This is a genomic window from Streptomyces lunaelactis (genome assembly GCF_003054555.1).
Lineage (GTDB): Bacteria > Actinomycetota > Actinomycetes > Streptomycetales > Streptomycetaceae > Streptomyces > Streptomyces lunaelactis.
In genome coordinates, this window is record NZ_CP026304.1 from 6,466,184 (window position 1) to 6,478,652 (window position 12,469).

Annotated in this window: 11 protein-coding genes; 9 read left to right on the top strand and 2 right to left on the bottom strand. The window is 69.4% G+C overall.

The window, feature by feature from the left end:
• The first annotated feature begins 1 nt into the window (after position 1).
• The 6 genes from SLUN_RS29810 (at position 2) to SLUN_RS29835 (ending at position 6,444) form a co-directional block, all read left to right on the top strand.
• Complete coding sequence (locus SLUN_RS29810; RefSeq protein ID WP_108153063.1) at positions 2-730, top strand: potassium-transporting ATPase subunit C; 729 nt, start codon at positions 2-4, stop codon at positions 728-730.
• A 209-nt stretch (positions 731-939) separates the two neighbouring features.
• Positions 940-1,695: an ABC transporter ATP-binding protein gene (locus SLUN_RS29815; protein WP_108153064.1), complete on the top strand. Its 756-nt coding sequence runs from the start codon at positions 940-942 to the stop codon at positions 1,693-1,695.
• A gap of 155 nt (positions 1,696-1,850) precedes the next feature.
• Positions 1,851-4,394 carry an ATP-binding protein gene (locus SLUN_RS29820; protein ID WP_108153065.1) on the top strand — a complete coding sequence of 848 codons (2,544 nt, stop codon included), beginning with the start codon at positions 1,851-1,853 and terminating at the stop codon, positions 4,392-4,394.
• 68 nt (positions 4,395-4,462) lie between these two features.
• Positions 4,463-5,152, top strand: a complete 690-nt coding sequence (locus SLUN_RS29825; protein ID WP_108153066.1) for a response regulator — start codon at positions 4,463-4,465, stop codon at positions 5,150-5,152.
• A 62-nt stretch (positions 5,153-5,214) separates the two neighbouring features.
• The gene (locus SLUN_RS29830; RefSeq protein ID WP_170146619.1) at positions 5,215-5,631 is read left to right on the top strand and encodes an OB-fold nucleic acid binding domain-containing protein; all 417 of its coding nucleotides are present in this window, start codon (positions 5,215-5,217) and stop codon (positions 5,629-5,631) included.
• A gap of 3 nt (positions 5,632-5,634) precedes the next feature.
• Positions 5,635-6,444: a DUF3159 domain-containing protein gene (locus SLUN_RS29835; RefSeq protein WP_257153813.1), complete on the top strand. Its 810-nt coding sequence runs from the start codon at positions 5,635-5,637 to the stop codon at positions 6,442-6,444.
• Between the two features lie 72 nt (positions 6,445-6,516).
• Here SLUN_RS29835 and SLUN_RS29840 read toward each other — a convergent pair whose 3' ends face one another.
• A complete protein-coding gene (locus tag SLUN_RS29840) occupies positions 6,517-7,194 on the bottom strand; it encodes a potassium channel family protein (protein ID WP_108153067.1) in 678 nt (225 codons plus the stop codon).
• Complete coding sequence (locus SLUN_RS29845; RefSeq protein ID WP_108153068.1) at positions 7,194-7,862, bottom strand: potassium channel family protein; 669 nt, start codon at positions 7,860-7,862, stop codon at positions 7,194-7,196. The genes SLUN_RS29840 and SLUN_RS29845 overlap by 1 nt, the downstream gene beginning before the upstream one ends.
• A 205-nt stretch (positions 7,863-8,067) precedes the next feature.
• Here SLUN_RS29845 and SLUN_RS29850 point away from each other — a divergent pair, with 205 nt between their 5' ends.
• The 3 genes from SLUN_RS29850 to SLUN_RS29860 all read left to right on the top strand — a co-directional run bounded on the left by SLUN_RS29850 (position 8,068) and on the right by SLUN_RS29860 (position 12,444).
• On the top strand, positions 8,068-10,116 hold the full coding sequence (locus tag SLUN_RS29850; protein WP_108153069.1) for an APC family permease: 2,049 nt from the start codon (positions 8,068-8,070) through the stop codon (positions 10,114-10,116).
• Positions 10,117-10,234: 118 nt separating this feature from the next.
• Positions 10,235-11,563, top strand: a complete 1,329-nt coding sequence (locus SLUN_RS29855) for a class I SAM-dependent RNA methyltransferase (protein WP_108153070.1) — start codon at positions 10,235-10,237, stop codon at positions 11,561-11,563.
• 572 nt (positions 11,564-12,135) lie between these two features.
• Entirely contained in the window at positions 12,136-12,444 is a 309-nt protein-coding gene (locus SLUN_RS29860; RefSeq protein WP_159100344.1) for a hypothetical protein, read from the top strand.
• The last annotated feature ends 25 nt before the right edge of the window (positions 12,445-12,469 follow it).

A 12,469-nucleotide genomic window follows, 5' to 3' on the forward strand; every position in this document is an offset into this window, starting at 1 on the left:
GATGAACAACTCCGTAGGCAGCACTGCACGGTTGATCGGGGCCGGGCTCCGTGCCCTCCTCGTACTGACCGTCATCTGCGGCGTCATCTACCCGCTCGCCATCACCGGCGTCGCGCAGGCCCTGTTCAACGACAAGGCCAACGGCTCCGAGGTCAAGTCCGAGGGCAAGGTCGTCGGCTCTTCGCTGATCGGGCAGACGTACAACCTCCCGAAGAAGAACGCCGACGACGCGGAGGAGGCGGCGGTCCCGGACCTGAAGTGGTTCCAGCCGCGCCCGTCCAACGGCCTCGGCAGCAACAGCGTCAACCCGCAGTACTCGCTGATCCTGTCCGGCGCCACCAACCGCTCCGGCGACAACGGCGTCGGCGAGGACGGCCGCTGCCCGAAGGACGCGAAGGACGCGGAGGAAGGCACCCTCTGCAAGTGGGTCGTCGAGGCCCAGGACGCCGTCGTCGCGGACAACACCACGGCCGACTACACGCCGAAGCCCTCGGACGTGCCGGCCGACGCCGTCACCTCCTCCGGCTCCGGCCTGGACCCGCAGATCTCCCCGGCGTACGCCAAGATCCAGGTCCACCGGGTCGCCGAGAAGAACAACCTCGACGTCAAGCAGGTCGAGAAGCTCGTCCAGGAGCACACCGACGGCCGTACCCTCGGCTTCATCGGCGAACCCCGGGTGAACGTCCTCGAGCTCAACATCGCACTCAAGCAGCTCATTGCGAAGGGCTGATCGAGGACCGGCTGATCGAGTGACGGGCTGATCTCCGTCAACTCGGCTGCGGCCCGCAGTGGTTCTGGTGTCCCAGTCCATTGCGGGCCGCTTCGTCGTACGCCCACGGGCGGGAGGCGGGAGGGAGTGCGCGTGCGGGAGGGCCGTTGCCGGGCCGGGTGCCCCCTGCACATACTGAGCCCGGACCGATTCCGTACGGGGGACCGAAGATGACCGAAGACACCAGCGCGCACTCGGGGACGGCCGTTGCCGAGGACCCGGCCGCCGGGCCCATGGTGCGCGTGCAGAACCTGCACCGCTCGTACGGGACCGGGGCCTCGGCCGTGCACGCGCTGCGCGGCGTCTCCTTCGACATCCCGCGCGGTGAACTGGTCGCGCTCAAGGGCCGCTCGGGCTCCGGAAAGACGACGCTCCTCAACCTGGTCGGCGGCCTCGACTCGCCGGACGAGGGCCGCGTCACCGTGGACGGCACGGACCTCTCCGGCCTCGGCGAGAACGGGCTGCTCGAGCTCCGCCGCGACCGGATCGGCTTCATCTTCCAGTCATTCGGCCTGATCCCGATCCTGACGGCCGCGGAGAATGTCGGCGTGCCGATGCGGCTGCGCAGGACGGACCCGGGCGAGCGCGAGGAGCGCGTCGAGCTGCTGCTCGCCCTGGTCGGTCTCGCCGGTCACGCGGCACAGCGCCCCGGTGAGCTCTCCGGCGGCCAGCAGCAGCGCGTCGCCGTCGCCCGCGCGCTGGCCAACAGGCCGGCGCTGCTGATCGCCGACGAGCCGACGGGGCAGCTGGACGCGGAGACCGGGCTCGCGGTGATGGAGCTGCTGCGCGCGGTGGTACGCGGTGAGGGCGTGACGGCGCTGGTGGCGACCCATGACGCCCAGCTGCTCGGCCTGGCGGACCGGGTCCTGGACCTGACCGACGGCCACGTATCCGAGCCCGGCAGATCGAGCCTCGCCGGAGATTGAGGCGCGGGGTCCGGGGCGGAGCCCCAGCAGGGCCCCGGCCGCATCAGAATCGCGTCAATACGCAGCAGAGGGGCCCCCTTCGGTCCGATTTGTCCGAATCTCTGGCCGTAGGGTCGACGCAGCGTACGCAGCTGATTCTGAAAGACAATGGGGCCATGGGACGCGGCAGGCTACGGATATATCTCGGCGCGGCGCCGGGCGTCGGCAAAACGTACTCGATGCTGTCCGAGGCGCATCGGCGCGTCGAGCGTGGCACCGATTGCGTCGTGGCCTTCGTGGAGCACCACGGACGCTCCCGCACCGAGGTGATGCTGCACGGCCTGGAGCAGATCCAGCGCCGTGAGATCGAGTACCGCGGCACCGTCTTCACCGAGATGGACGTCGACGCCGTCCTCGAGCGCAAGCCCGCCGTCGCTCTCGTGGACGAACTGGCACACACCAATGTGCCCGGCTCGCGCAACGCCAAGCGGTGGCAGGACGTCGAGGAACTGCTCGCGGCCGGTATCGACGTCATATCCACTGTCAACATCCAGCACCTCGAGTCACTCGGCGACGTCGTCGAGTCGATCACCGGCGTACGCCAGCGGGAGACCGTCCCCGACGAGGTCGTCCGCCGGGCGGACCAGATCGAGCTTGTCGACATGTCACCCCAGGCGCTCCGTCGCCGGATGGCGCACGGCAACATCTACACGTCGGACAAGGTCGACGCGGCCCTCTCCAACTACTTCCGCCCCGGAAACCTCACCGCCCTGCGCGAGCTCGCCCTCCTCTGGGTCGCCGACCGGGTCGACGAATACCTCCAGCAGTACCGCGGCGAGCACGACATCCGCTCCACCTGGCAGGCCCGCGAGCGCATCGTCGTCGGCCTCACCGGCGGCCCCGAGGGCCGTACCCTCATCCGCCGTGCGTCGCGGATGGCCGCCAAGGGCTCCGGCAGTGAGATCCTCGCCGTCTACATCGCCCGCAGCGACGGACTGACCTCCGCCTCGCCCAAGGAACTGGCCGTCCAGCGGACCCTCGTCGAGGACCTCGGCGGCACCTTCCACCACGTCATCGGCGACGACGTACCGTCCTCGCTGCTGGAGTTCGCGCGCGGCGTCAACGCCACCCAGATCGTGCTCGGATCCAGCCGCCGCAAGGCCTGGCAGTACATCTTCGGACCCGGCGTCGGCGCGACCGTCGCCCGTGACTCCGGGCCCGACCTCGACGTGCACATCGTCACGCACGACGCGGTCGGCAAGGGCCGCGGGCTGCCGGTGGCACGCGGCGCGCGGCTCGGCCGCTCCCGCATCATCGCGGGCTGGCTGGTCGGCGTCGCAGGACCGGCGGCGCTGGCGCTGCTCCTGACGAACGTCGACGCGGACCTCGGTCTCGCCAACGACATGCTGCTGTTCCTGTCGCTGACCGTGACGGCCGCACTGCTCGGCGGACTTCTCCCGGCACTGGCCTCGGCCGCCTTCGGCTCGCTGCTGCTGAACTACTACTTCACTCCGCCGCTGCACAAGCTCACGATCTCCGACCCCAAGAACATCGTCGCCATCGTGATCTTCGTGTCCGTGGCCGTCGCGGTCGCGTCCGTGGTGGACCTGGCGGCCCGCCGTACCCACCAGGCGGCCCGGCTGCGCGCCGAGTCCGAGATCCTCTCCTTCCTGGCCGGCAGCGTGCTGCGCGGTGAGACCTCGCTGGACGCGCTGCTGGAGCGGGTGCGGGAGACCTTCAGCATGGAGTCGGTGGCGCTGCTGGAGCGGGTGAGCGACGTCGACCCCTGGACCTGCGCGGGCAGCGTCGGCCCCAGCTCCGTCGTACGTCCCGAGGACGCGGACGTGGACATGCCGGTCGGCGACCATATGGCGCTGGCCCTGTCGGGCCGCGTACTGCCCGCCGAGGACCGCCGGGTACTGGCCGCCTTCGCCGCCCAGGCCGCGGTCGTGCTGGACCGGCAGCGTCTGGTCGGGCAGGCGGAGGAGGCCCGCAGGCTCGCCGAGGGCAACCGCATCCGTACGGCCCTGCTCGCCGCCGTCAGCCACGATCTGCGCACCCCGCTCGCCGCCATCAAGGCCGCCGTCTCCTCGCTCAGGTCCGACGATGTCTCCTGGTCCGAGGAGGACGAGGCCGAACTGCTGGAGGGCATCGAGGACGGCGCCGACCGACTCGACCATCTGGTGGGCAACCTCCTCGACATGTCGCGGCTGCAGACCGGCACCGTCACCCCGCTGATCCGGGTGACCGACCTCGACGAGGTCGTCCCGATGGCGCTCGTCGGGGTGCCCGCCGAGAGCGTCGGGCTGGACATCCCGGAGACGCTGCCGATGGTGGCCGTCGACCGGGGACTGCTGGAGCGGGCCGTCGCCAACATCGTGGAGAACGCCGTCAAGTACAGCCCCGACGCCACACCCGTCACGGTGGCAGCGAGCGCGCTCGGCGACCGTGTCGAGGTGCGGGTCGCGGACCGCGGACCCGGTGTCCCGGATGAGGAGAAGGAGCGGATTTTCGAGCCGTTCCAGCGCTACGGTGACGCTCCACGCGGTGCCGGAGTGGGACTCGGTCTCGCGGTCGCCCGCGGCTTCGTCGAGGCCATGGGCGGCACACTCACCGCCGAGGACACCCCCGGAGGTGGCATGACCATGGTCCTCACCCTCAAGGCGGCGCCCGGGATCGCACCGGTCAGCCCCGATCTCTCCGCTCAGGTCACCTCATGACCGGGGCGACCGTGGCAGTGTCGGCAGCGACACTGCCGACAGTGACAGTGCAGAAAGGCAGGCCCGCCATGACCCGGGTGCTCGTGGTCGACGACGAGCCGCAGATCGTACGCGCCCTCGTGATCAACCTGAAGGCGCGCAAGTACGAGGTGGATGCGGCTCCCGACGGTGCGACCGCGCTCCAGCTGGCCGCGGCACGCCACCCCGACGTCATCGTCCTCGACCTCGGTCTGCCCGACATGGACGGCGTCGAGGTGATCAAGGGCCTGCGCGGCTGGACCCGAGTCCCGATCCTGGTGCTGTCCGCCCGCCACACCTCCGACGAGAAGGTCGAGGCGCTGGACGCCGGCGCCGACGACTACGTCACCAAGCCCTTCGGCATGGACGAGCTGCTGGCCCGGCTGCGCGCCGCGGTCCGCCGGGCCGAGCCGGTCGGCAGCGGTGACGACGATGTCGTCACCGTCGAGACGGAGGGCTTCACCGTCGACCTGGCGGCGAAGAAGGTGCACCGGGACGGGCGCGATGTCCGGCTGACCCCGACCGAGTGGCATCTGCTGGAAGTGCTCGTACGGAACACGGGCCGGCTGGTCAGCCAGAAGCAGCTGCTCCAGGAGGTCTGGGGCCCCTCGTACGGCACAGAGACCAACTATCTGCGGGTCTACATGGCCCAGCTGCGCCGCAAGCTCGAGGCCGATCCCTCGCACCCCAGGCACTTCGTCACCGAGCCGGGTATGGGATACCGCTTCGAGCGTTCCTGAGTTCTCCGTTTGACACCCCCCGGCCCCCGCACCGGCACTCCGGTGGCCGGTACGCTTTCTGTATGAGTGCCGTACCCCGTTCCGAGAAGGCCGACCGGCCGGCGAAGCCCGCCGGCCGGTTCCGCCGCATGCTCGACCGGCTGTCCACCTCCCAGGAGGACCTCGAGTCCGAGGAGCTGCAGGAGGACGCCCAGGCCTCGGGGTGTACTCGCATCGCCGAATGCCGCGACCGCCAGATAGTCCGGGTGACTGGTACCTTGCGCACGGTCACCCTGCGTCCGCGGGCCGGAGTGCCAGCGCTGGAGGCGGAGCTTTTCGACGGTACGGCCCCGCTGGACGTCGTCTGGCTCGGCCGCCGTTCCATCGTGGGCATAGAGCCGGGCCGCAGGCTCATCGCCTCGGGCCGGATCTCCATGAGCCACGGCCGCCGGGTGCTGTTCAACCCCAAATACGAACTCCGACCGCTCGGACAGGAGTAGCCGGTGACGTCTCTCGACAAGCCGACCACCACGACGAACGACCAGAAGCAGCAGGAGAACGACGCGAAGGCCGTTACGGAGGCCGCGCTGTTCGAGGCCTTCGGCGGCGTGCGCGGCATGGTGGAGACGGTCCTGCCCGGACTGCTCTTCGTGTCGATCTTCACGGTCAACAAGGACCTCCATATCTCGGCCATCGCGGCCCTGGCGGTCTCGTTGCTGCTCGTCGCGGTGCGGCTGATCCGCCGGGACACCGTCAAGCACGCCTTCAGCGGCGTCTTCGGCGTGGCCTTCGGTGTGGTCTTCGCGATGATGACCGGCAACGCGAAGGACTTCTATCTGCCGGGCATGCTCTACACGCTCGGGCTGGCCGTGGCGTACATCGCGACGACGATCGCGGGCGTCCCGCTGATCGGCCTGATCCTCGGCCCGGTCTTCAAGGAGAACCTCTCCTGGCGGACCCGTAACCCCGGCAGGAAGAAGGCGTACGCCAAAGCGAGTTGGGCGTGGGGCCTGATCCTGCTCGCCAAGTGCGCGATCCTCTTCCCGCTCTACTGGTGGGCGGACACGGCCCAGCTCGGCTGGGTGCTGGTGGCGCTGAAGATCCCGCCGTTCCTGCTCGCGGTGTATCTGACGTGGGTCTTCCTGGCGAAGGCACCGGCGCCGATCGACGTCTTCGCGGAGATGGAGGCGCAGGAGCAGGCCGAGAAGGAGCGCGAGCGCACCGCGGAGCGGTTCGGGGAGGCGATGGAGCCTCTGGTCGACGAGACCGTCCAGAGCGTCGCGGACGGCCCGGCCAAGCACCGCAAGCCGTAGCTCTGCTTGCGCATACGCCGATGGGGCGCCCGGATCACTCCGGGCGCCCCATCGGCGTATGACCGGCGGAACTCAGCTCGTCGCGTCCTCGCGGCGGACCGACAGCAGGTCCTCCAGCTGCTCCTCGCGCGCCTGCGCAGCCACGAACAGCAGCTCGTCGCCCGCCTCCAGCGTCTCCTCGTCGCCCGGCGTCAGCACCCGCGAGCCGCGGATGATCGTGACCAGGGAGGTGTCCTCCGGCCAGGCCACATCGCTGACCTGGGTGCCGGCCAGTGCCGACTCCGGGGGCAGCGTGAGCTCGACCAGGTTCGCGTCGCCGTGGCTGAAGCGCAGCAGCCGTACGAGATCGCCGACGCTCACCGCCTCCTCCACCAGCGCCGACATCAGACGCGGTGTGGACACCGCGACATCGACGCCCCAGGACTCGTTGAACAGCCACTCGTTCTTGGGGTTGTTGACCCGGGCGACCACCCGGGGCACCCCGTACTCGGTCTTCGCCAGCAGCGAGACGACCAGATTGACCTTGTCGTCACCGGTCGCCGCGATCACGACGTTGCACCGCTGCAGTGCGGCCTCGTCCAGCGAGGTGATCTCGCAGGCGTCGGCCAGCAGCCACTCCGCCTGCGGCACCCGCTCCACCGAAATGGCGGTCGGCGCCTTGTCGATCAGGAGCACCTCGTGCCCGTTCTCCAGGAGCTCGCCCGCGATGGAACGGCCCACCGCGCCCGCGCCCGCAATAGCGACCCGCATCAGTGACCGCCCTCCTCAGGGCCCTCGGCGAAGGCCGCCTCGACCTTCTCGATCTCGTCCGTACGCATCATCACGTGGACGAGGTCGCCCTCCTGCAGCACCGTCTGCGACGACGGCAGAATCGCTTCGCCCAGCCGGGTGAGGAACGCGACGCGCACGCCCGTCTCCTCCTGCAGCGTGCTGACCTTGTGGCCGATCCAGGAGGCCGAGGTGTGCACCTCGGCGAGCTGCACCCCGCCGCTCGGGTCGCGCCACAGCGGCTCGGCGCCGGACGGCAGCAGCCGCCGCAGCATCTGGTCCGCGGTCCAGCGGACCGTGGCGACGGTCGGGATTCCCAGGCGCTGGTACACCTCCGCACGGCGCGGGTCGTAGATACGGGCCGCGACGTTCTCGATGCCGAACATCTCGCGTGCCACCCGGGCGGCGATGATGTTGGAGTTGTCGCCGCTGCTGACAGCGGCGAAGGCGCCGGCTTCCTCGATCCCAGCCTCGCGCAGCGTGTCCTGGTCGAACCCGACTCCGGTCACGCGGCGGCCACCGAACCCGGAGCCCAAGCGGCGGAAGGCCGTGGGGTCCTGGTCGACAACGGCGACCGTGTGCCCCTGCTGCTCCAGGGTCTGCGCGAGAGCTGCTCCCACTCGCCCGCATCCCATGATGACGATGTGCACGACCGTCCTTCCGGCTGTCAATGGTCTTTGCTCAGGCTTAGGTCCTGCGCGGCAGGACTTAACAGGGTCAGGGTCTCAGACCGCGGCCCAAGCTACACACGCGCGGTCCGCCCAGGGACCCCTCGCGCGCATGGAGCGGGAGATTCCGCAAAGGAGGGGGGTGCTGGGTGGGCCTGACCCATACGGAACGCTTACGATCCTCTGCGTGTCCAAACTGACCGACCTGCCCAAACGGATCCTGATCGGCAGGGCGCTGCGCAGCGACAAGCTGGGGGAAACGCTCCTCCCGAAGCGCATCGCCCTTCCCGTCTTCGCCTCCGACCCGCTGTCCTCGGTGGCGTACGCACCGGGCGAAGTCCTTCTGGTGCTCTCCATCGCGGGTGTGTCGGCCTACCACTTCAGCCCGTGGATCGCGGTCGCCGTCGTGGTGCTGATGTTCACCGTCGTCGCCTCCTACCGGCAGAACGTGCACGCCTACCCGAGCGGCGGCGGCGACTACGAGGTCGCCAACACCAACCTCGGGCCCAGGGCCGGTCTCACCGTCGCCAGCGCCCTCCTCGTGGACTACGTCCTCACGGTGGCCGTCTCGATCTCCTCCGGGGTGGAGAACCTCGGCTCCGCGGTCCCCTTCGTCGTCGAGAACAAGGTTCTCTGCGCCGTCGCCATCATCATCCTGCTGACCCTGATGAACCTGCGTGGCGTGAAGGAGTCGGGCAAGCTCTTCGCGATCCCGACGTACGTCTTCGTCGCCGGCGTATTCGTCATGATCGCCTGGGGTGCCTTCAAGGGGATCGTGCTCGACGACACCATGAAGGCCCCGACCGCCGACTTCGAGATCAAGGCCGAGCAGCAGGGCCTGGCCGGCTTCGCGCTGGTCTTCCTGCTGCTGCGGGCCTTCTCCTCCGGCTGCGCCGCGCTCACCGGCGTCGAGGCGATCAGCAATGGCGTCCCCGCCTTCCGCAAGCCGAAGAGCAAGAACGCCGCGACCACCCTGCTGTTCATGGGCGGCCTGGCCGTCACCATGTTCTGCGGCATCATCGGCCTGGCCATGGCCACCGACGTGAAGATGGCCGAGACACCCGCGCACGACCTGCTGCGAAACGGCACCCCGGTCGGCGACGACTATGTCCAGAACCCGGTGATCTCCCAGGTCGCGGCCGCGGTCTTCGGCGACGGGACGTTCTTCTTCGTGGTGCTCGCGGCGGCGACCGCGCTGGTGCTGTTCCTGGCCGCCAACACCGCGTACAACGGCTTCCCGCTGCTCGGCTCGATCCTCGCCCAGGACCGCTATCTGCCGCGGCAGCTGCACACCCGCGGCGACCGGCTGGCCTTCTCCAACGGCATTGTGCTGCTGGCAGGGGCGGCCATCCTCCTGGTCTGGGTCTACGGCGCCGACTCGACCAAGCTGATCCAGCTCTACATCGTCGGCGTCTTCGTCTCCTTCACCCTCAGCCAGACCGGCATGGTGCGGCACTGGAACCGCCATCTGAGGACCGAGAAGGACCCGGCCAAGCGCCGCCACATGATCCGCTCCCGGGCGATCAACACCTTCGGCGCCTTCTTCACCGGCCTGGTGCTCGTCGTCGTACTCGCGACGAAGTTCACGCACGGCGCGTGGGTGGCGCTGCTGGGCATGGTGATCTTCTACGGAACGATGACCGCGATCCGTAAGCACTACGACCGCGTCGCCGAGGAGATCGCCGCCGCGGAGGAGCGCCCCGACGACTATGTGCGCCCGTCGCGCGTGCACTCCATCGTCCTGGTCTCCAAGATCCACAAGCCGACGCTGCGCGCCCTCGCGTACGCCAAGCTGATGCGCTCCGACAAGCTCGAAGCCGTCAGCATCAACGTCGACCCGGCCGAGACCAAGGCGCTCAAGGAGGAGTGGGAGCGGCGCGGCATCAATGTGCCGCTGAAGATCCTCGACTCCCCGTACCGCGAGATCACCCGGCCGGTCATCGAGTACGTCAAGGGGCTGCGGCGCGAGAGCCCGCGGGACGTGGTCAGCGTCATCATCCCCGAGTACGTGGTGGGTCACTGGTACGAGCATCTGCTGCACAACCAGAGCGCGCTGCGCCTCAAGGGGCGGCTGCTGTTCACCCCCGGGGTGATGGTGACCTCGGTGCCGTACCAGCTGGAGTCCTCGGAGGTCGCGAAGAAGCGGGCGAGGAAGCGCCAGGACTGGAACGCGCCGGGCTCGGTCCGGCGCGGGCCCGTGGACCAGCGTGCCAAGGAGCCGAGCGGCAAGGGCTGAGGCTCCCGCGTTGGCTGACGCTCCCGCGTTCTTGTGGTGAGCGGCCGGGCAGCACCCACGTAGAGTGGTGGGTTGTTGTCCGGCCGTTTTTCCTTTGATCTTCTGGAGTCACCCCACCATGCAGAACGCACCTGAGTCTTCGCTGGTCGGGGAGGAGTACGAGGTCGAGGTCGGCCCCGTAGCGCACGGCGGCCACTGCATCGCCCGCACCGAGGAGGGGCGGGTGCTGTTCGTACGGCACACGCTGCCCGGCGAGAAGATCGTCGCCCGGATCACCGAGGGCGAGGAGGACTCCCGCTTCCTGCGCGCCGACGCCGTACGGATCATCGAGGCGTCCAAGGACCGCGTCGAGGCCCCGTGCCCGTACTCCGGACCCGGCAACTGCGGCGGCTGCGACTGGCAGCACGCCAAGCCGGGCGCCCAGCGGCGGCTCAAGGGCGAGGTGATCGCCGAGCAGCTGCAGCGGCTCGCGGGCCTCACCCCCGAGGAGGCCGGCTGGGACGGCACGGTCGTGCCCGCTGAGGGCGACAAGCTGCCGAAGGGCGAGGTGCCGGCCTGGCGCACGCGCGTGCAGTACGCGATCGACACGGAGGGCCGCGCGGGGCTGCGCAAGCACCGCTCGCACGACGTCCAGCCGATCGACCACTGCATGATCGCCGCCCCGGGGGTCACCGAGCTCGGCATCGAGAAGCAGGACTGGTCGCAGATGGCCTCGGTCGAGGCGATCGCGGCGACCGGATCCAACGACCGCCAGGTCATCCTCACCCCGCGCCCGGGCGGCCGGCTGCCGCTGGTCGAACTGGACAAGCCGGTCTCGGTGTTGCGCGTGGAGGAGCGGGACGGCGGAGTGCACCGGGTGCACGGCCGCGCCTTCGTACGGGAGCGCGCCGACGAGCGTACGTACCGCGTCGGCATGGGCGGCTTCTGGCAGGTGCACCCGCAGGCCGCGGACATCCTGGTCAAGGCCGTGATGCAGGGCCTGATGCCGCGCAAGGGCGAGTCGGCGCTCGATCTGTACTGCGGTGTGGGCCTGTTCGCGGGCGCGATCGCGGAACGGATCGGAGAGGGCGGCGGGGTGCTCGGCATCGAGTCCACCAAGCGCGCGGTCGAGGACGCCCGGCACAACCTCCAGGACCTGGAGCGGGTACGCATCGAGCACGGCAAGGTCGAACAGGTCCTGCCGCGCACGGGGATCACCGAGACGGACCTGATCGTGCTCGACCCGCCGCGCGCGGGGGCGGGCAAGCAGACGGTGAAGCACCTGGCGGGCCTGGGCGCACGGCGCATCGCGTATGTCGCCTGCGACCCGGCGGCGCTGGCGCGCGACCTGGCGTACTTCCGCGAGGGCGGCTACAAGCCGCGCACACTGCGGGCGTTCGACCTGTTTCCGATGACCTCGCATGTGGAGTGTGTGGCGATTCTTGAACCGACGGCAAAGGGGCTCTGACCTGGAGTTTTCCTAGGTCGCTCAGGCGCGGCCGGGTGTGCTCGACCTTTTTCCCGACCCCCACCAGGTGAAGGGCGCCATACGCTCGGAACCCTCCCGTCTGACATGGGGTTTCGTTAGGGGGAATGAGGATGACGGTTGAGTTCCGATTCCCTCTCGGCATGGATGGTGGCCGACGGTCTTGACGCTCGGCTGACGCCCGTTCTGATGGGTTGTCACCTTTGATGCGAACTCGACACAGGCGCCCACCACTCCCTCCAGCGCGGCACGCTCCACCACGGCGCGTTCGCGTATAGACCGTCGGGTCGTGGTCCGGCCGTCACGAGTTCGGGCAGCGGCTGTGCTTCCCTCACAGATAGCTGGCATCAAAAGGCGACAGGCGTGAAAAGCCTCGTGCGAACCTCACCCTGCCGGGGTGATTGGCGTCAAGACCGGTTCCTCGCCCCAGCCGGCGCCAATCTGCTCTGGACCGCCGACGCCGTCGTGGACGGCGAGGAGCGACGCGTCATCGGCATGGTGATGGGGGTGCGAACGCGGGCACACTGCGCGAGAAGTTCAGGCTGGCGATGTACATGTGCAGCCGTGGCTTGTTCGAGGCGGCGCACAAGGGCCTCACCACGGCCACGGTCGTCGAGAAGGGCGACACCGTGGGTTACGTCGATCACGCCCCCGGCGGCCGGACACCGGTCGTCGCCACGCAGGCTATGAAACTCGTCGGCTGGCCCGGTCTGAGGGTGCCGCTGGAGCTGGGCAGCGGCGGCAAACGTGTCCCCGGGCACTCGGCGAAGGCGGGCACCGTGGTGCGGGAGATGTCCGCCGGCGAGGGCCCGGACGCGGTACGGGCCCCGTCGCCCTGCGGGACGCCCTCGCAGGGAACCTAGCCTCGCTGGCTCCTACGAGGTGCCT